The sequence below is a fragment of the Corynebacterium sp. MSK035 genome (assembly GCF_030232615.1).
GTDB classification, from domain to species: Bacteria; Actinomycetota; Actinomycetes; order Mycobacteriales; family Mycobacteriaceae; genus Corynebacterium; species Corynebacterium jeikeium_D.
This window is the reverse complement of the sequence record NZ_JASPJP010000004.1, coordinates 116,006-135,904: the sequence shown is the minus strand read 5'-3', so window position 1 is coordinate 135,904 and position 19,899 is coordinate 116,006. Positions and strand designations below refer to the sequence as shown.

Genomic DNA, 19,899 nt, shown 5'->3' with positions numbered 1-19,899 from the left:
TTACTTCTTCTTGCGGTCCCGAACCGTCAAACGCGTCACTGCATTCTTTGCCGGGCGGGCAACACGCACAGCGGCCTCCGGCGTACGACGCTTCACGGCATCCCCCAGACGACGCAGCGTAGCGCGGGTGTTCTGGTACTCCGCCACGCGGTGCTTTCCGATGATTCGGTCGAGCACCGCACCAATGAGGCCAACTGCCAGCAGAGCTGCCGCAAAGGCAAAGACAGCCGGGTACGGACGGAGTGCAGCCGCGGCTACGGCTCCCAGAACGAACGAGCCGATACCAGTGCCCGAGTCAAAGGACATGTTCCAGAAGGCACTGGCCTCAGCAGTACGGTCACGCGGCAGGCGGGCAAACATCAGCAGCAGAGCCTCATTTTGCACTATGCCGAAGCCCGCGCCGTAGAAAACGGCCGCAACCAGCAGCAGCCAGGCCGACAAATCAAAGAGAACCACGCCGGACATCATCAGCAGACCAATAAAACCACTGATCAATGCCGGAATCAGCAGAATTCCAGCCTCCGACTTCCGGTCGGCGTAGATTCCTGCGAAATAACGGAACACCATCTGCGCGCCACCGAGAACAGACAGCGACAGGCCAGCCACAACCGCACCGGAGACCAGATCGATTTCGCGAGCTGCCGGGGCAAGGAATGCGGAAATACCACCAAAGCCCATCGCAATCGTGCAAATTGCGAGCGCGGGAATGGCCACCAGCTTCCATGTGGCAACGTGCTCAACGGGGCTCGGCTGAGTTGCTGCAGATCCGGGCACAGGATCGCCGACGTCTTCCTTGCCGCCCTTGCCCTCCTTCGGCGCTGGCTTAATCTTCGGGATAAAGAGTGCCATCAACGAACCGACAAGCGAGATGACGGCGCCCAAGACATAAACAGGGGTGTAAGAACCCGTCTTGTCCGCAATGATTAGTCCTAGTGGCAAGAAAATGAGCTCAGATAAACCAACTGCCACACCGAGAACGCCAGAGGCCTTACCCAGAAATTTCATTGGCACTAGCTCGGCAATCAATGCGGACTCGGCGACAGTCAACGCACCGAAGCCCATACCGCGGAGAACCGCAATGATGAGCACCAAAGCAGCATCGGTGCCAAAGATGTGCAGAATCGTCGGCAAGCCCAGAAACAGACCTGAAATCAGCATGGTCATGCCGTAGCCAAGACGGCGACACATACGTGGAGTCTGCGTCTGTGTGAGAACGGTAGCGGCCATAAAAACACCGGTGTAGGCACCGGCGAGCGAGGTTCCACCGCCATCGTCAAGAATTGCCTGCGGAATGACAGGCATGAGGAGTGACCAGCCACCGAAGGCGGCCATCACGGCGACTAGCGTAGGTACTAGTCCGGGCGCTTTCCACATGCTGTCCAGTTCGTCCAACTGCCTGCGGTCCATCACCCGGGACGCCATTTACTCCATCACTCCTATCAACCACAAAATTGCGCCGGCGAGCGCGATCACAGATAAGAGACCAAGGACAATTGTTCCGACCCTCGATCCGGATTTATAGAGTGACCATGTTCCGCCCACCAGCAGACCAGCGACAATGAACAAAAAATAAGTGCTCAGCGTCGATGCGGTAGACACCTGCGCTAAAAGCACGTCTACAGACGTTGTTACCATCGATTCCCCTAAAATGCCAGCTAAGGCGGATTTTCCGGTTTCCTACAGCGGCCGTCTACTACAGCTGCGACCTACAGAGTGCCCTTGGTCGACGGCACACCGTGGACGCGCGGGTCGTCCTCGACGGCAGCACGCAGGGCACGGGCCACAGCCTTGTACTCAGCCTCGGTGATGTGGTGCGGATCGCGCCCGTAGAGACAGCGAACATGCAGCGCAATACGGGCATTTAGGGCGAAGGACTCAAAGAAATGCTCATTGATAACCGTTGCGTAGTGACCACCAATGACGGCAGTCAACATCTGCTCTGGTTCGCCAGTGCCAACGAAGTACGGGCGACCAGACACATCAACCACTGCGTGTGCCAGCGTTTCATCCATCGGGATATAGCAGTCACCAAAGCGACGAATACCAGACTTGTCCCCCAACGCCTGGGCGAAGGCCTGCCCCATCACAATGCCGGTATCCTCCACCGTGTGGTGCGCATCGACCTCGGTGTCGCCGTTGGCGTGCACAGTCAGGTCGAAGCTGCCGTGGGAGCCGAAAGCGGTCAACATGTGGTCGAAGAACGGCAGACCGGTCGAAATATCGGTCTTGCCGGTGCCATCGAGATTCACCGAGCAGACGATGCTCGATTCGCGGGTGGCGCGCTCGACACGGCCAACGCGCTCAGTGCGCTCTGCCTCCAGATGGTCCTTATCACTGAAGTGCATAAGTCAGATCTCTCCTTGTAGTGGGATGTACCGGCAGCATTTCGCTTAAGCCAGCGCGGTCGCTGCCAATTTCTTGGCCGCCGCCAGCAGCGCATCATTTTCGCTGGGCAGACCAATAGTGGCACGGAGACGACCGGGCACGCCAACATCGCGGATGAGTACTCCCTCGTCCAAGAAGCTCTGCCATGCCGTGGCGGCATCGGCGAAGCGCCCAAAGAAGACGAAGTTCGAGTACGAGTCAATCACGTCGTAGCCATAGCTGTTCAGGGCGGCTACGACGCGATCACGCTCGTCGGCAAGCTTTGCGACGGTCGACAGCGTCGCATCCGAGTGGCGAAGTGCAACCGTGGCAGCGGCCTGCGTCAACGTCGACAGGTGGTATGGCAGACGTACGAGCATCACAGCATCAATAAATGCCGGGTTAGCAACGAAGTAGCCGAGGCGGCCTCCGGCGAAGTCGAAAGCCTTGCTCATCGTACGGGAGACAACCAGCTTCGACGGGAACTCAGCCAGCAGCGTTGTCGCCGACGGCTCCTCAGTGAACTCGGCGTAGGCCTCATCGACAATGACGATGCCCGGCGCGGCTTCAATAATGCGGCGCAGGTCAGCGAGCGTGGTCAGATTGCCAGTCGGGTTGTTCGGAGTCGTGATGAAGATGACGTCAGGACGGTGCTCGGCAATGGCCGCGAGCGCACTATCCATGTCGATGTCGAAGGTCTCCGGGTCGCGGGCGATGCCGATGAACTCCGTCTGCGTGCCGGACGAGAGGATCGGGTGCATCGAGTAGCTGGGCACAAAGCCCATTGCGCTGCGCCCCGGCCCGCCAAATGCCTGCAGCAGCTGCTGGAGAATCTCATTGGAGCCGTTGGCGGCCCATACCTGGTCGACGGTGATGTCCACGCCGGTCTGGCGGGTGACATAATCGGCGAGTGCGCTGCGCAGTGCTACTGCGTCACGGTCCGGGTAGCGGTTGAGGTCAGAGGCGACCTTCTCCACTTGCGCCACCAGGTCGGCGATGAGGTCATCGGATGGCGGGTACGGGTTTTCGTTGGTGTTCAGGCGAACATCGACGTCGAGCTGCGGGGCACCGTAGGCTTCCTCGCCGCGCAGTTCGTCGCGCAGTGGCAAATCTGCCAGCGCCAACTTGGCTACCGACGGCTGTGGCTGATTCTCAGGCTGGTTGCTCATTAGTTGTTCCCCTTTTCTGCGCCATTGTCCTCAGAGCCGAGAAGCGTCTCAAAGCGGGCACGGATGGCCTCGCCGTGCGCTGGCAGTCGTTCTTCGTTGGCCAGGACTACTACGCTGTCGGCAACTTCCTTCAACGCGGCCTCGTTGTAGTCAATCATGTGGACCGACTTGAGGAAGGTGTGCGTTGACAGGCCCGAGGCGTGGCGGGCGGTGCCGGAGGTCGGCAACACGTGGTTAGAGCCGGCCGAGTAATCGCCCAGTGGCACCGGCGAGAAGCGACCGATGAAGATTGCGCCGGCATTGGTAATGCGTTCGGCATCGGCCTGCGCGTTTTCGGTGTGGATCTCGAGGTGCTCAGCGGCGTAGGCATCTGCAACCTGGATGCCGATATTCATGTCGTCGACAAGCACGATGCCAGACTGATCGCCGGTGAGCGCCTCGCGAACGCGGTCGGCGTTCATGGTGACCTCGTAGCGGTTTTCGACCTCGCGGTCGACGGTGGCGGCGAAATCGGCGTCGTCGGTGATAAGCACGCTGGCGGCCATGACGTCGTGCTCAGCCTGGGAAATCAGGTCGTAGGCGACGGAGACAGGATCAGCGGTGTTATCTGCGAGAATGGCAATTTCGGTCGGGCCAGCTTCGGCGTCGATACCGACGACCGAGCGGCACAGGCGTTTGGCGGCGGTAACGAAGATGTTGCCCGGACCGGTGACCATGTCGACCGGCTCGAGGCTCTCGTTTTCATCGCCGTATGCGAGCAGTGCGACGGCCTGTGCACCACCGACGGCCCACACCTCGGTCACGCCAAGCAGCTTGCAGGCAGCCAGGATGGTCGGGTGCGGCCAGCCGTCGTTGTCGGCCTGCGGCGGAGAGGCGACGACGAGGGACTCCACACCAGCTTCCTGAGCTGGGATGACGTTCATCAATACAGACGACGGGTAGACGGCGTTGCCCCCGGGGACGTAAAGACCGACGCGCGAAACCGGAATCCACTTCTCGCGGACAATGCCGCCGGGCAGAATTTCAACAGTCTTATCATTCGGCTTCTGAGCAGCGTGGAACGCGCGCACGCGCCCGATGGACTCCTGCAGAGCAGAGCGGACATCGTCTTCCAGCGCAGCTTCCGCGGCATCGATAACCTCCGCTGGAACGCGCATGGATGCCGGACGAATACGGTCAAACTTCTCGGAGTACTCCATCGCCGCTTCCACACCACGGACTGCCACGTCATCGACGACGGGTTTGACCGTGGGAATCATCGAATCAACGTCTGCCGCACCACGCGGCAACACTCGACGCAGAGTGGCGGTGGTGGGAGTCTGACCGCGAAGATCAATAGTGGACAACATAATTAATTAGTAACCGCCTATTCGCACGATGGATTCATACGTGAGCACTTCAGAGTGACAAAGAAATGACAACAAAGTATTGAAAATCTGGGTCAAAGCCAAAGACTTTATCCACGGTTTTCGCTACTATTCGCCCTTAAAGGCACCCTTGAGTATGAACTAAGCATATCTTTCTCACGTTAGGTTCATACCGATTGCCCCATTTAACCCCTCATACTGTGGCGCAAGTTAGCTCCGCCACAGTGCCCCATTACAGTGTTAAGGAAAGTAGTAACCAGTCGTAGAAAGGTCAGCTGTTGAACCAGGAAGGAAACAGCCCGGATTTGCCGGAGCTCGTCGCAGCCTATGCAGACGCGACCGCAGCCGACAATTCCCTGGCCACGCGCCAACTGGAATCAGTTTTCGCGCATCATTTCTACAACCCACAGCTCTTTTCTGACCCGGAAGCCCACGGCGTTACCGAACACGTCGGCGCGTTTTACCGCATAGTCCGCGAGGTCACCGAATCGCTCGGCATGATGACGGCTGCGCACGATGCCGCCCTGAACTGGATGGTATGGGCATCCGATAACGACAACGTCCCGGAGTACTGGCGCGCCCGGGCACGGCTGGCCGCGGACGAAGCCCGCCGCTACACCACCTTTATCGCCGATGGCCCCACCTCTGCTGCCGCAGAGACCGAAATCCCACTCATCGCACGCATGAGCAGGGAAATCACCTCGTACCGGGCACTCGTGCTTGCCGACGATCTGGATGCCCCAACCAGCAGTCACAGCGCGGTGACCACGGATGCGGATGGGCCGCGGCCGCAGGAATCGTCGGCAAGCGAAGAAGCGGAGGAGCCGTTTAGCCCACGCCAGTGGAAGAAGCGGGCGGCACTGACTGACGCGCTGATTCGGATTGCAAGCGCCCTGCGAAAGGTCAACCGCGAGGACTTGGCGCGGGAGCTGCACGAGATGATTCGTGCACTGCCGAATGAGGATAAGTTTGAGTCGATTGCGCTGGCGAAGACTCTGACGGAGGCATCACTGCTGCACCGAGCCGGGAAAGTCGTCGACGCAGCGCGACTTTGCGCCTCACAGCTCAATGCAATCGGTAACCGCTCCGTAATCGCGGGCCTTGAGCTGAGGCAGAATTTGGCACGGTACTCGATAGAGACCGGTAATAGCGATACCGCGTTCCGAATGCTGTCAAACAACGTGGCAGTCGCGGACCAGCACAGACTGGACACTGACTATATTCTCGCGGTTCGTGAGATGGCAGACATCAACTTCGAGGTCGCACACAACAAACCCGATGCCGAGGAGATGCTGAAGCTGACTCAGCGCGCCCAGGACGTGTCGGCAGACTACCCCGACTGTGAAGTCACCATGGAAATCGCGCTGCTGAAGGCAACGGCACTGTACGAGCTCGGAGATTTCCGCCACGCCGGCCAGGAAGCGGAGTCGGTTGCAAAGTGGTCTGAGCCTACCCAGGATTCCGCGCGTACTGATTTTTCCTGTGCTATTGCGGCGGAATCGGCAGTCCAAGAGGGAAATACTGAGCATGCTGCAGTACTCTTCGACGCACTGGCCGATATTCGTGCCGGATACTCGTCCCCGATTTCGCCTGCGGAAACTCTGATGGATGCCGCACTATCACTCAGTAACGTGGGCGCCACAAGTGAGCTGACCGACCACCTGATGGAACGCTCACGTGGCTACGTGGTTGGGTCCTGGGAATCGGCCAAGTGGCACGAAGCACAGGCGCTGTTGTGCTGGTCTGTGTGGGACAACGACGGCGTGTACAAGTACGCCGACGAAGCTGCCGAGCTTTTCTTAGAAGCCCACGCCCCTGCCGACGCCGCCCGCACGCTGACTATCGCGGTGCGTGCTGCTGCTAGTGATAACAATGAGGAACGCGCCCGTCGGTTCGCGATTCGCATCGGCGACCTAGTCGGCCCGGATCACCCAGTGCGCGATGAAGTTCGTGGACTAATGCGTAGCTTTTCAAACCCGGATTAACAGCGCACCCGACTGCACAGGTCTGAAAAACAAGGCAGTTTTTGCATCTTCCCGATGCCACGGGCGAAGATAGTCCAATGGTCTGGTGGGAAGAAGAAAACTCTGAGTCTGGAATTCAAGTTGGCGATTGGGATGCCGGCATCGCTGCCGACTACGCGTCAGGGAATTCAGAAAACGCATCAGCAACGGAGAACTCGTCCGAACCCCTGGACTTTCCTCCCCTGCCCAATCCGCTGAAAGCATTGCCGGACTCACTTCCGGAGCTGCTGGTTATTTCCCGCAGGGCCGGTGCCACGCTCGACCACGTCACCAGTTGGCGCGCTGTCACCAAGTTCGCCCACACGCACTGGTTGGCCGACGCGCCTACCAACTCCCCCGATGTCGTTGGCGAATTCCACGCACTCAGGCACGCAGTCGCCGACCAACTGGAATTAGTAGAAGAAGCCGCTGCTGCACGCGCCGAGTGGCTGCGCTGGGCAACTGAGGCCAACATCCGCCCCGCGATCTTGCACGCACGCTCCTACGGAGCATTCGCCGAGGCAGAGGCCTTCATCGACGCCAACCCAGGTGATGCCATCACCGGCCGGCGCCCCGAGGACTCCGAAATCCCCGAGCTGATCAGTCTTACTAAGGACATCGTCGCCACCACTCCACAGCCCGGCGAGGCCTATTACTACCTGGTTAGCGCGGCTGTTGCCGGCGCCGCAGCATCGCTGGCGCGCCGGGCGGAAATCGCTGGTCAACTCTCTGAATGGTCCGCACGCTGGGCACCAAAGCGAAGCAGTTTCGACGACCGCAAGCTGTTGGAGGCGCAGCTCGCACACAGCCGTGGTGAGCTGCGCAGGGCCGCCCGCATCGCAGCCAGCGTCGCGGCAGCCCCTCAGTCGGAACCCGTCACCACGACGATTGAAGCACGCCAATTCCTGGCTTTCCTCTCTCTGGAAGCTGGTGAGGAAGCGGAGGCAATCCGCCAGCTACGCCCAATCGTGCAGGCTGGTCTCGATGCGGGACTCACGGTCGCGGTGCTTCGCAGCGTGCGTCTGCTCTGTGCGCTTCTCAACGCCCACGGCGATTTCGCGGAATCCGCCGACATTGCCCGCCGCGCGCTCGCCAGCGCCGAGGGCATGCCGGTCAACCCCATCACCATGGATATCCAGCTCGTTTTGGCCCGCAGTCTCCTCGATGCCGATGAGGTTGACGAGGCGCTGCGCTTTGCCGAACCAGTTGCGCACTGGTCAGCATTTACCGCCGATGAAGAACGCACCGACGCGGCATTTTCTATTGCCTCCACAGCCGCGGGTCTCGGCAATAATCCCCGCCAGGCGGCAAAGCTGCTCATCGAACACGGCGAGCACCTTGAACGCAACGGCGATACCAAGGGTGCTGCCAAGGCCTACCGCCAGGCTGCGCGTTCCATCATTCATGTCATTGACCTGGTCATTTCCGAAGAGGGCTCCGAATTCACCGCCGAGATCGTCTCCGAGGACGCTTCCGCCGCCATTGACCACACGCTCAACGAGGCTGAGGACCTGCTGCTGCGTTCTCAGAAGCTCATCTCCGACGACTGGTCACTCGCCGACTGGCACGACGATGCCGCCTACGTCTTCTACTCCGCTGGCCGCGACACTTTGGCCATCAACCATGTGGAAGCCGCCGCGAAGGGCTACCTGCAGTCCGGCGATGGCGAGGAAGCCGCCCGCGCGCTGCTGGCGGGGGTTCGATACCGTCTCGACGCGGGTGATTCCGACGGTGCCGCCGCCTACGCCCGGCGCGTCGAAGAGCTTCTGCCCCGCGACGTGTGGGAAGGCCATCCTGTTCTCGATGCCCTTGACGTCATCATCATTCAGTCGCTTGACGACGAATACTAGCGCCCCGCCCACTTCAGTGCTGGCGGTGGCACAAAGTAGAGTGTTAGGTCATGACTACTTCTGGTGATTCCGCGACTTCTAGCCCGCAGCAGCTTTTCGACGCCGCCACGGCATTGGCTGAGGAAAACAACCTCTGGGAAGCAGCCCTAACTCTGATGCAGGGGTTCGAGGAGCTCGGCGACAAGGCTGATGCCCCGCAGACCGACAGTCTGGGGCGCCCCATCCGTGGCTCTGCACCAAAGCTGATGGACAAGGCCGCGGATTGGTTGGATCTGCTGGATAACCTGGAAAAAGACGGCTTCGAGCCGACCGCGGACACCCCACCGCGCCACTTGCGCTGGGCGATGTGGCACACCTTGAACGGCCAGGCAGAGATTCGTCGAGGACATCAGGGGCGCGCCATTGATCACCTGGAGTTAGCGGCGGGACTTTTCCAGTCCGACAAGCTCAATATCCAGGCCGTGCCTCTGCTTGCACAAATTGCACAGTGCCACCTGCATTTGGGCGATGTCGGTGCTGCGGAGAAGGCGCTTTACCGCGCACAGGAAACCTGTGATGAGCAATCACGGGAGCGCTGGGGGTCGGCACTAAGCGAGATTGGGGCAGAGATTGCCCGTCGCCTGTAGGCGAAGCTACGAGGCGAAACCGGGGCTGATTCAGCTACTGCTCGTCGAAGTCGAGTCCGACATCGAACACCTTGGCCGAGTGGGTCAGCGCGCCCACAGCCAGGTAATCGACACCACAGGACGCGTACTCACGAGCCACATCGATGGTCAGTCCACCAGAGGACTCCAGCTGGGTGGCCGGAGAAATCTGCGAGCGGCGCTGCACCGCGATCTGGGTCTCCCAGACCTCGAAGTTGTCCAGCATGACGATGTCCGGCTTCATCGGCAGGATTTCATCGAGCTGTGCGAGGGTATCGACTTCCACCTCGCACGGCAGCTCCGGATACTGAGCCCGCACCCTCTTCAACGCACCGGACACGGAACCGACGGCCACCACGTGGTTGTCCTTAATCAGTGCCTCATCGCCCAATGCATAGCGGTGGTTAATTCCACCACCGCAGGTCACCGCATACTTTTCCAGGTTGCGCAGACCCGGCAGTGTCTTTCGGGAATCGCGCACCCGCGCACCGGTGCCAACGATTGCGTCAGCCCACTGGCGCGTCGCAGTAGCTACACCACTGGCGTGCGTGAGGATATTCAGCATTGTCCGCTCAGCAGTCAGCAACCCCCGAGTCGGCGCAGAAATCGTTGCCAGCACTGTGCCAGGACGCACCAGGGTGCCATCTTCAACGTGCTTTTCGACGGTGAACTCACCCGAGATGACCTCCTGCAGCGTCCACTCCACCGCATCGATAGCCGCGATAACGCCCTCTTGCCGGGCCACCAGCCGGGCGCGTGCCTGCGCAGCTGCCGAGACTGTCGACAGCGAGGTCACATCCGGCCCGAAGCTCATATCTTCCTGCAGTGCCGTCCGAATGAGTCCGCGGGTGATGTTTTCGTTCAGCACCCCGCGCAGAGTGTCCTTCTCAAGAGTCATGGCTAGCTAATCCCTGTCCTTTTCAAACCAAGTGTGGCACCCCAAAGTATATGGTCGTGCCAATGCCGCTTCGACAACTTTCCTTGCGGCTACGACCTGAACCGATTGCGGGAGCCGATCGATAACCGCCAAAGCCTGCCGCAAACTCTGCTCATTGCGCGTTACACCAGCACCTTCCTGCATCGCAGTCTGCAACCGGAAAAGCTGGCGCGGTTCCAGTTCCGGCCGTGGCTGCGGCAGGCCTTCAACCGCCGCTGCGAATTCCTCGTCCCCGACCGGCACAGCGTGTGTTTCAGCGACTTTTTCGGCCACCCGCTTGCCGACGACCAGTCCTTCCAGCAACGAATTGGAAGCCAACCTGTTGGCACCGTGCAGCCCCGTCGCGGAGCATTCACCGGCTGCAAAGAGACCCGGCACGCAAGTTGCACCGAATGGGTCGACGGCAATGCCACCACAGGTGTAGTGGACCGCCGGGGCCACGGGAATGAGGTCCTTGGTCGGATCAATCTCCGCTGCGGTCAGGCCCGCTGTAATCGTCGGAAAGCGGACGGCGAAGTTGTCGATGTGACGTGCGTCGAGGAAGACATGGTCCTCGCCGAGCTGGCGCATGCGAGTCGCGATGGCGCGCGAGACGATATCGCGCGGAGCCAGGTCCCCGCGAGGGTCAACGCCGGCGGTCACACTGTTTCCCCGGGAATCGACGAGGATGGCTCCTTCACCACGGACAGCCTCGCTGATGAGATGGCGTCGGCCGGTGCCGTCTGATGCCGAGCGCTCGTCATAGAGCACTGTCGGGTGGAACTGGATAAACTCCATGTCACGAATCTCCGCGCCAGCGTCGGAGGCCATGCCGATAGCCTCACCGCGGGCGCCCGAGGGCGCCGTGGTCGCGCGGTAAATATGCCCCACGCCACCGGTAGCCAGCAGAGTTGCACCTGCGCGAATAGCGCCGCCACCGCGGGGATCCGCTACCAGCGCCCCCAGCACGCGGCCGTCTTTGCCAACGATGAGCTGGCGCGCTGTAGCGTTCTGCAGTACTCGCACGCCGGTAACTGAGGCTTCTAGGGCGCGCTCAATTTCAGCACCAGTGGCGTCACCACCGGCATGAATGATGCGCCGCGCGTGGTGTCCGCCCTCTTTGGTGCGGGAATATACGGCCGGGTTATCCGGCGCCGGGTCAAATGTGCCGCCTAGCCCAATCAGCCACTCGGTCGCCGCAGCGCCGGCACGGATGATAGAAGCCACGGCCCCTTCATCGCAGTGGCCGGCACCGGCATCGATGGTGTCCGCGATATGGGAATCAGTGGTGTCGTCGAACCCATTGGCCACACGGCCGCTGGGGTCGTCGTCAAGCCCGACGACCGCGAGCCCGCCCTGTGCGAGATTCGTGGCGGCATCGGCGAAACGCAGCTGTTTGCGGGCACCGACCCGCCACTCGACGCTGTCGATAACCAGCACGTCGAGGCCGAGCTCAAGGGCCCTACGCGCAGCACTGAGCCCTGCGACTCCCCCGCCGATGACGAGGAAGTCACACGTCAGTGTCCAACTGTCGAATGATGGGCGCAGACCAAACGTGTTACTCGCCCCCGCCTGGATTACCGATGGCGATCATGCGCTCGACCGAGGCGCGCGCCTTGTCGGCGACCTCAGGGGCGACGTCGACCTCATCGGTGCCCTCAACGAGGCAGCGCAGCAGAGCCGCCGGGGTGATGAGCTTCATGTACGAGCAGGAAGCGCGGTCGTTGACTGGCTCAAAGTCGACATCCGGTGCGGCCTTGCGCAGCTGGTGGAGCATGCCCACCTCAGTGGCCACGAGCACCTTGCCGTTGGGCTCGTTCTCCTTCAGCTTCTGCGCCTCGGTCAGCATCTCGCCGGTGGAGAGCATCTGCACGCGCTCCGGCTCAATAGTGCCTTCACCCGCGAGGTAAATCGCAGAGTTCGCGCAACCGCACTCCGGGTGGATGAACAGCTGCGAATCGGCGTTCTCTTCCGCGCGGTGCGCGAGTTCCTCACCGTTGATGTTGGCGTGGACGTGGCACTCACCAGCCCATACCTTGATGTTGTCGCGGCCGGTCTCACGGCGGACGTGTGCGCCGAGGAACTGATCCGGGTTGAACAGGATCTCCTGGTCTTCCGGGATGGACTTGACCACGTCGACGGCGTTGGAGGAAGTACAGCAGATGTCGGTCAGAGCCTTTACGTCTGCCGTGGTGTTGACGTAGCTGACCACCAGTGCGCCGGGATTCTCAGCCTTCCACTCGGCCAGTTCGTCTGCAGTGATGGAGTCCGCCAGGGAGCAGCCGGCGCGCTCGTCCGGAATAAGGACAGTCTTCTCAGGGCTCAGAATTTTGGCGGTTTCCGCCATGAAGTGGACACCACAGAAAACGATGACATCGGCATCGGTTTCCGCAGCGATGCGGGAAAGCCCGAGGGAATCGCCGGTGTAATCGGCAATATCCTGAATCTCCGGCAGCTGGTAGTTGTGCGCAAGAATTACGGCATTGCGTTCGCGGGCGAGGCGCTTAATCTCCTGAGCCCAGCGCTCATCTGCAATTACGCCACCGTAGCGGCCATCTTTATCGACTACCGATTCGTACAGATCCGATTCAAGGCGCGGCAGGCTGGAAGCATTGGCCGCAAGGCTGGTATTCACGGAAAACTACGTCCTTACTTCAATGGGCTGTGGCTACGACCGGAGAAAACGCCGTCACCGTTACCGGCAACGGTCCCCGGAGGCATTCGCAGCGGACTCAAACGGGCAAGTGCAAGAGACCTAAGCTCGCCACACAATATCGAAAATGCCCCTAAATCGGGGCGAATACCGGCATCGAGGACGAACCTATTTCCCAAAATTGTAAGGCTTGTATAAGCCTATTTCCCAATAACTACCCCTGTTCAGTAGGAAGTAGTGCTTTACGACGGCCCCCGCGCAGAACCTCACTGTCTCACTTAGTGACCGAATCTGCGTCCGTAGCATTGTCCGCAGCGCTCTCGTTACCTTCCGTGAAGTCCGTTTGGAACAACACCCGGGACCACAGTGCGAGCATGGCAACCAGTGGCGCGACCAGCAGTGCTACATAGGTTTTAAAGTCCGGAATCACCGAGAACTTATCGCCCGGCTGCATTCCCGCCAGATCCGGCTGGAGCAATGCCGCAACCGACTGACCGACGAGGTACGTCACCGCTGCACTCATCAAAGCGGAGAAACCTGCCCACCCAATTGCCGTGAGCATCTGTACAGGGGTCGTGATGGCACGGTTTCGGAAGGTAGTAATTCCCAGCACCAGGCCGCTGATGGCAGTGACAGCAACAAACCAGAGCAGCCCGATAAAACCAGCGTCAACGGTTTCCTGAATAATCGCTAGTTGGTTATCTGGGAGCATTTGCACTTGCTGCTTGGGGCGCAGGAATGCCCAGGCCACTCCCGTTATCGCTCCCGTTACAACGGAGAAGAGAACAATACCCGAGGCCATTGCCACGCTCTGCTTTTCAACGTGTGGGACTCGGGTATTTTTCATAGTCATAGTTGACAAACTTACCTCACGGCGCGCATCCAGTACTAGCGCGCCTGAACGGCGCACTTGCACAACCAGCACCTTTTATCGCTGCTCCAACATAACGGAGTCTACTTCGCCGTGGCGCGAGCACTTTGCAGTCCAGCCGTCCGGACGCACCTGCACCACCATCCGGCGCCCACAGAGCTGGCAGAATCGAGGCGCCTCCAGTCCAGCTTTTGCACCATAGGAGCGTTCGCGCACTTCACCAGCTTCGAGGTCGGCGCCGGTAAAAGGATCGAACTTGGGATCGTCTCCCAGCACCATGGCCTGGAGCAGCTCCGTGGAGTCGACTTTCTTACCCCGCGTCGCACGCGGGCTAGATGTCCGAGGCTTAGACAGTTGCATTGAGGGCCTTAATTGGAAGTCGTACCTTGCCAAGCATGTCCAGATCCTGCTCCGCCGGACGGCCCAGCGTGGTCAGGTAATTACCGACAATGACAGCGTTGATACCGCCGAGCAGCCCCTTTTCTGCGCCCAGGTCGCCCAGGGTGAGCTCACGACCACCAGCAAAACGCAGGATGGTCTTCGGCAGAGCCAAGCGGAAGGCACCGATGGCACGCAGTGCGTCCTTGGCTGGCATCGGCTCGCGACCGGCGAACGGAGTGCCCGGACGCGGGTCGAGGAAGTTCATCGGCACCTCGGTCGGGTTGAGCTCCGCCAGGTCCTGAGCGAACTCGGCACGCTGCTCAAGGGTCTCTCCCATACCCAGGATGCCGCCACAGCAGACCTCCATACCGGCTTCGCCGACCATACGCAGGGTGTCATGACGTTCTTCCCAAGTGTGGGTGGTCACGACCTGCGGGAAGTAGCTCTTGGCGGTCTCGAGGTTGTGGTTGTAGCGGTGAATACCAGCCTTGGCCAGGCGATCCACCTGCTCCTGCGTCAGAATGCCCATAGAGGCGGCCACATTAATGTCCACCTCTGCCTGAATGGCGGCGACAGCCTGTTCCATCTGGCTGAGCAGTCGCTCGTCCGGCCCCTTTACTGCAGCAACGATGCAGAACTCAGTCGCACCCGACTTTGCGGTCTGCTTAGCGGCGTCCACCAGCGCCGGGATATCCAGCCATGCCGAACGCACCGGGGACTCGAACAGACCCGACTGCGAACAGAAGTGGCAGTCCTCTGGGCAGCCGCCAGTCTTCAGCGAGATAATGCCTTCAACCTCGACCTCTTCGCCGCACCACTTCAAGCGCACCTCATGAGCCAGCGTCAGCAGATCCTCGATGCTGTCGTCGTCGAGGTTGAGAACCGCCAGGGTCTCCTCGTAGTTCAGCCCCTCTCCGCGGGCGAGCACCTTTTCGCGGGCGAGTTCCAAAATGTCCTGCTGCTGTTGAGTCATGGGGGCGACACTCCTTGAGGCTGGGGATAAAACTTGAACACCGTTTGAGCAGTTGTTCAGTTATCAAACTTAATACCGCATCTACAGAATGTCGAACAGGGTTCAATTCCCGTCGTGTCGCGGTTTTACGCTCCGCATGTCAGTCTTGAGACATCTTCCAGATGATTCTTCTTTCGTCTACGGTAGGCAGTGTGCAATTGACCAAGGACATCATTGTCGACGCAGCTCTTACCATTCTCAACGAGTACGGACTCGGCGATCTCACAATCCGCCGCCTGACTCGCCACTTGGGTACCGCCGCTGGCGCAATGTACTGGCACTACCCTTCCAAGCAGGCACTGCTCGGCGCCGTCGCTGACCGCATCTTGGCTCCCTGCACAGAGTTTTCCGCCACAGGCGATTGGCGCGCCGACACCGAAGCCATCGCCGAGCTGCTCTACTCCTGCCTCACCGCTCATCGGGATGGCGCCGAGGTCGTCTCGGCCGCGCTGGCTACGGGCACCGCCACGATTCGCCCCGAGCAATTGCTTGCCGACGTCCTGGAGAACGCACCCGAAACCTCCATCAGCACCCCATCAGCGGCTGATACCGCGTCCATCCTCGTGTATTTCATTCTCGGCGCGACAGTCGACCAGCAGACAGCCATCGCGCTTAATCTGAACGGCGCCAAGTCTGTATCTGACAAGGGTGACACTAATGGCGAGAACAACGCTAGTACGGGCGCTGCGGCCGAGGCTTCCTCTGAAGATGCCGCTGAACAGGCAAAAGAGCTCGGTCGCCAGCGCATTGCACTGGGAACCGAGCTCTTTATCGCCGGAATTGCGGGGGTTGCCGGGATTAAGGGACCCGCAGGTCAGTAAGCCCCACTGAAGCATTCACGGTCATAGCCAAACCCTGGCATTAGAGCACCAGAGCTGCTACCCAACCAGCTGCCAGCAGCGGCAGGTTGAAGTGCAGAAAGGTCGGGATAACCGAATCGCGAATGTGGTCGTGCTGCCCATCGGCATTGAGACCCATCGTCGGGCCGAGCGTCGAGTCCGATGCTGGCGAACCAGCGTCACCCAGAGCACCTGCAGTACCAATGATGGCGACGGTAGCCATCGGCGAGAAGCCCAGCGACAAACACAACGGCACGTAGATGATGGAGATAATCGGCAGCGTCGAGAAGGATGAACCAATACCCATCGTGACCACTAGACCGACGACCAACATGGCGAATGCAGCGGCAGGCTTGTTGCCCGCAAACAGGTCTGCAGTGGCGGTCACCAGCGGCTCGACCTGGCCGGACTCTGACATCACCGAGGCGAAGCCCTGTGCGGAGATCATGATGAAACCAATCAGGGCCATCATCTTCATACCGGCAGTGAATACGTCGTCCGCCTCACGCCAGCGCACGGCACCGGTAAGCATGAAGATTGCCAGACCAGTGAGCGCACCAATCAACAATGGATCGGCATCGGTCTCCATAGAGTTCATCACAATCTGGACGACGAAGGTCACCACAATCGCAACGAGAGCAACGATGACTCGGTACTTCGACACCGGTTCGTCAGACTGGGATTCCACGCGCGAGGACTCGGCGATTGGCAGATCTTCGTAATGACGTGGCTTCCGGTAGGAGAAAAACACAGCAATGGCCAGACCCGACAACATACCGAGAGCCGGGATGCCCATCGTCATCATGATGTTGATATTGGAAACATCAAGACCAGCATTCTCGATATTCCCCAGCAGAATGTCGTTCAGGAAGATAGAACCGAATCCGACCGGAACCCACATGTAGGTGGTGATCAAACCGAAGGTCATCACACTGGTGATCATTCGGCGGTCGATGTTGAGCCGGTTAAACACCGGCAACAGCGGCGGAATAATCAGCGGGATAAACGCGATGTGAACTGGGATGAGGTTCTGCGACATAATCGCCATGGCCAAAATACCGGCCACCATACCCCACTTGGTCCATGCTTCTGCCTTAGATTTAGCGCCTTCATCCTCTGTGCCAATCTTGGCAATCAGCCAATCGGCCAGCAATTTGGGCAGCCCAGAGGACGCCACTGCCATGGCAAAGGCACCCAGCATGGCGTAACTCAGGGCAATCTTCGCACCACCAGAGAGGCCTTCCTGGAAGGCAACCATTGTGGCATCGAGCCCCATACCGGCGGAAAGACCACCGACCAAGGCGCCAATAAACAGCGCTAGCACAACGTGTACCCGGCAGACCGCCAGGATTAGCATCACCAAAACGGCGAGAAGAACGGCATTCATAAGGAAAATATTAAGGCAACCTTAAGTATTTCCAGCAACCGGGGCTAGAAAGATTTCACCCCAAAATCTTTACACCCCGGCTAATGCGACTAATCAATCGAGACGAGTCCCTGGCCGCCCTGCACTGCGTCACCGACTTCGACATGAATAGAGCCGACGGTGCCTGCAGCCGGGGCCGTAATCTCGGTTTCCATCTTCATTGCCTCGAGAATGAGCAGCACCTCCCCGGCCTCAATCTTCTGGCCTTCCTCGACCAAAATCTTGCTGACCGAACCTGCCAGTGGCGCCACCACCGAATTGGCGGAGACACCCGAGACACTAGCGGTGGCCGGCTCAACGGAAGCGCTAGACGACCCACCCAAAACGATGGGCGAAAGACGCTTGGGCTCCTCAACTACTTCAACGTCGACATCGTAGGCAATGCCGCCGACAGTCACTTTCAATTTCATGGCTCAACAATCCTCACGTAGCAAAAGTCAATGAGTCAGGCTCAAATAAGTCGGTTATCGAAAATTTCCAACTAACGCAGGTTGCGCTGCTGCTGGATCTGGCGGCCCTGCGCAGCCCACGTCTTGTGGCGGTTGTAACGAATTGCCTTCACCTTGCCGCGATTGCCTAGGTACGCAGACACCGCTGCCGAAATGGCGATGACAGTGTCCTCGGGGATATCTGCGTCCACGCGTTTGCGCAGTTCAGCCAACTCGCTTTCTGCCTGATTCAGGCGTGCCGTGGCCTTCTGCAAGCTTGTCGAGGTCGCATCCAACCGGTCGGTCAGTTCAGCGACGAGCGCTCGCAGCTCCTTAATCTCACCGATGCTGTCCGACATTACTGTGGCCCCAATCCGTGCTTCTTGGCCGGGCGAACCTCACGCTTGTTGCGCAGAACCGACAGTGCGTCAGCCACACGCAGGCGAGTTTCCGCCGGGTCAATCACGTCGTCGACCAGTCCTCGCGAGGCAGCGACATACGGCGTCGAGAAGCGTGTCTTGTAATCGGCGATACGCTCGTCGCGCACGCGCGCCTGCTCTTCCTCGTCGCCCGCGGCCGCAATTTCCTTTCGGAAGACCACGTTGACCGCGCCTTCTGCGCCCATCACCGCAATTTCTGCGGTCGGCCATGCGAATACGTAGTCCGCGCCGAGGTCCTTCGAGCACATCGCCAGGTACGCACCGCCGTAGGCCTTACGCATGACGACGGTCACCTTGGGCACAGACGCTGCGGAGTATGCGTAGAGCATCTTTGCGCCGTGGCGGATGATGCCGCCGTGTTCCTGGGTGACGCCCGGCATGAAGCCAGGAACGTCAACCAGGGTGACCAGCGGGATATTAAAGGCGTTGCAGAAGCGGATGAACTTTGCGCCCTTGTCCGAGGAATTGATGTCCAACACACCGGACATCACGTTCGGCTGGTTGGCGACAAAGCCCACGGTACGGCCCAGAACTCGACCAAAGCCGACAACCAGGTTAGTGGCAAAACCCGCCTGGCACTCGAGGAAGTCGCCATTGTCGGCGATACGGATGATGACCTCGCGGACGTCGTAGCCCTTTTTGCCGTCCACAGGGACGATGTCGCGGAGCTCTGAATCCGGCTCGGCATCGAATACCGGATCAACAACCGGCGGCTCTTCTGTGTTGTTCTGTGGCAGGAAGCTTAAGAGCTTCTGCGCAATTAGGATGGCCTGCTCGTCATCGTCGGCAACGAAGTCGATATTACCGGCCTTAGCCATGTGCGCATCAGCGCCACCGAGCTGCTCGGAGGTGACTTCCTCGCCGGTCACAGACTTAATAACGCCCGGACCGGTGATGAACATCTGTGCCTTGCGAGTCTGAATGATGAAGTCGGTCAGCGCTGGCGAGTAGGCAGCGCCACCAGCACATGGACCTGCAATGATGGAAATCTGCGGCACCAGACCGGACAGCCAGACATTATTGTAAAAGACCTGGCCGTAGCCCGACAGAGAGTCAATCCCCTCTTGAATGCGAGCACCACCGGAGTCGTTGATAAACACGAACGGAGTGCCGTTGTCGGCAGCGGCACGCATAGTGGCTGCAACCTTGCGGGACTGCGTTTCACCAGCGGAGCCACCCATGACTGTGAAGTCCTGGGAGGCCACGTGCACTGCCCGGCCGAGAACCGCGGCAGTGCCGGTGACCACACCGTCGGCAGGCGCATCGGCGGTATCCATGCCGAAGTCGGTGGTGCGGTGAGTCATGAACATGCCGGTTTCACGGAAAGTGCCCTCGTCGACGAAGTTGTCGATACGCTCGCGGGCAGTCATCTTCCCACGTTCGTGCTGCTTGGCCTGCCGGGCTTCACCGCCACCGGCCTCAACACGGCGACGCTGAGCATCCAAATAATCCAGGCGCTCCGCCATCGAGGCATCGACGCCCGGCGCGACGGCATCCGCCGAAGTCGGCTGGTTTGCTGAACTTTGCGACATTGCT

19 protein-coding genes are annotated in these 19,899 nt (G+C 59.9%); 4 read left to right on the top strand and 15 right to left on the bottom strand.

Annotated elements, in window-relative coordinates:
• The 5 genes from QP978_RS04305 to hisD form a co-directional block, all read right to left on the bottom strand.
• Entirely contained in the window at positions 1–1,422 is a 1,422-nt protein-coding gene (locus QP978_RS04305) for an MFS transporter (protein WP_016422949.1), read from the bottom strand.
• A complete protein-coding gene (locus QP978_RS10885; protein WP_016422950.1) occupies positions 1,423–1,635 on the bottom strand; it encodes a CG2302 family histidine operon protein in 213 nt (70 codons plus the stop codon).
• Between the two features lie 71 nt (positions 1,636–1,706).
• Entirely contained in the window at positions 1,707–2,345 is a 639-nt protein-coding gene (gene hisB / locus QP978_RS04300; protein WP_005510321.1) for an imidazoleglycerol-phosphate dehydratase HisB, read from the bottom strand.
• A 45-nt stretch (positions 2,346–2,390) separates the two neighbouring features.
• Positions 2,391–3,533 carry a histidinol-phosphate transaminase gene (locus tag QP978_RS04295; protein ID WP_016422951.1) on the bottom strand — a complete coding sequence of 381 codons (1,143 nt, stop codon included), beginning with the start codon at positions 3,531–3,533 and terminating at the stop codon, positions 2,391–2,393.
• Positions 3,533–4,882: a histidinol dehydrogenase gene (gene hisD, locus QP978_RS04290; protein ID WP_016422952.1), complete on the bottom strand. Its 1,350-nt coding sequence runs from the start codon at positions 4,880–4,882 to the stop codon at positions 3,533–3,535. The genes QP978_RS04295 and hisD overlap by 1 nt, the downstream gene beginning before the upstream one ends.
• Positions 4,883–5,178: 296 nt before the next feature.
• On the opposite strand from hisD, the gene QP978_RS04285 reads away from it, so the two are divergent.
• The 3 genes from QP978_RS04285 to QP978_RS04275 are packed head-to-tail and all read left to right on the top strand — an operon-like array spanning position 5,179 to position 9,379.
• The gene (locus QP978_RS04285; RefSeq protein ID WP_284856881.1) at positions 5,179–6,885 is read left to right on the top strand and encodes a hypothetical protein; all 1,707 of its coding nucleotides are present in this window, start codon (positions 5,179–5,181) and stop codon (positions 6,883–6,885) included.
• 41 nt (positions 6,886–6,926) lie between these two features.
• Complete coding sequence (locus QP978_RS04280; RefSeq protein WP_256881797.1) at positions 6,927–8,753, top strand: hypothetical protein; 1,827 nt, start codon at positions 6,927–6,929, stop codon at positions 8,751–8,753.
• 50 nt (positions 8,754–8,803) lie between these two features.
• A complete protein-coding gene (locus QP978_RS04275) occupies positions 8,804–9,379 on the top strand; it encodes a hypothetical protein (protein WP_048734664.1) in 576 nt (191 codons plus the stop codon).
• 34 nt (positions 9,380–9,413) lie between these two features.
• Here the strand turns inward: QP978_RS04275 and nadC are convergent, their stop codons facing one another.
• The 6 genes from nadC to bioB form a co-directional block, all read right to left on the bottom strand.
• Positions 9,414–10,295: a carboxylating nicotinate-nucleotide diphosphorylase gene (gene nadC, locus QP978_RS04270; RefSeq protein ID WP_048734667.1), complete on the bottom strand. Its 882-nt coding sequence runs from the start codon at positions 10,293–10,295 to the stop codon at positions 9,414–9,416.
• Positions 10,296–10,301: 6 nt separating this feature from the next.
• Positions 10,302–11,813, bottom strand: coding sequence for an L-aspartate oxidase (locus QP978_RS04265; protein ID WP_246816228.1), 1,512 nt, complete (start codon positions 11,811–11,813; stop codon positions 10,302–10,304).
• Positions 11,814–11,871: 58 nt separating this feature from the next.
• Entirely contained in the window at positions 11,872–12,948 is a 1,077-nt protein-coding gene (nadA, locus tag QP978_RS04260) for a quinolinate synthase NadA (protein WP_070438948.1), read from the bottom strand.
• Between the two features lie 292 nt (positions 12,949–13,240).
• Positions 13,241–13,819 (bottom strand): hypothetical protein, encoded by a 579-nt coding sequence (locus tag QP978_RS04255; RefSeq protein ID WP_070600856.1) that lies wholly within the window; start codon positions 13,817–13,819, stop codon positions 13,241–13,243.
• 75 nt (positions 13,820–13,894) lie between these two features.
• Positions 13,895–14,197 carry a biotin synthase auxiliary protein BsaP gene (gene bsaP, locus QP978_RS04250; RefSeq protein ID WP_048734678.1) on the bottom strand — a complete coding sequence of 101 codons (303 nt, stop codon included), beginning with the start codon at positions 14,195–14,197 and terminating at the stop codon, positions 13,895–13,897.
• Positions 14,184–15,191 carry a biotin synthase BioB gene (bioB, locus tag QP978_RS04245; protein ID WP_284856880.1) on the bottom strand — a complete coding sequence of 336 codons (1,008 nt, stop codon included), beginning with the start codon at positions 15,189–15,191 and terminating at the stop codon, positions 14,184–14,186. The genes bsaP and bioB overlap by 14 nt, the downstream gene beginning before the upstream one ends.
• A gap of 191 nt (positions 15,192–15,382) precedes the next feature.
• Between bioB and QP978_RS04240 the strand changes: the two genes are divergently transcribed.
• Positions 15,383–16,051 (top strand): TetR family transcriptional regulator, encoded by a 669-nt coding sequence (locus QP978_RS04240; protein ID WP_246816223.1) that lies wholly within the window; start codon positions 15,383–15,385, stop codon positions 16,049–16,051.
• 40 nt (positions 16,052–16,091) lie between these two features.
• On the opposite strand, the gene QP978_RS04235 is transcribed toward QP978_RS04240, so the two are convergent.
• The 4 genes from QP978_RS04235 to QP978_RS04220 form a co-directional block, all read right to left on the bottom strand.
• Positions 16,092–17,456 carry a Na+/H+ antiporter family protein gene (locus tag QP978_RS04235; protein ID WP_070600830.1) on the bottom strand — a complete coding sequence of 455 codons (1,365 nt, stop codon included), beginning with the start codon at positions 17,454–17,456 and terminating at the stop codon, positions 16,092–16,094.
• A gap of 89 nt (positions 17,457–17,545) precedes the next feature.
• Positions 17,546–17,905 (bottom strand): biotin/lipoyl-containing protein, encoded by a 360-nt coding sequence (locus QP978_RS04230; RefSeq protein ID WP_016422964.1) that lies wholly within the window; start codon positions 17,903–17,905, stop codon positions 17,546–17,548.
• 71 nt (positions 17,906–17,976) lie between these two features.
• Positions 17,977–18,282 (bottom strand): hypothetical protein, encoded by a 306-nt coding sequence (locus tag QP978_RS04225; protein WP_049182113.1) that lies wholly within the window; start codon positions 18,280–18,282, stop codon positions 17,977–17,979.
• Positions 18,282–19,895: an acyl-CoA carboxylase subunit beta gene (locus tag QP978_RS04220; protein ID WP_070600829.1), complete on the bottom strand. Its 1,614-nt coding sequence runs from the start codon at positions 19,893–19,895 to the stop codon at positions 18,282–18,284. Before QP978_RS04220 ends, QP978_RS04225 begins: the two co-directional genes overlap by 1 nt.
• Positions 19,896–19,899: the final 4 nt, after the last annotated feature.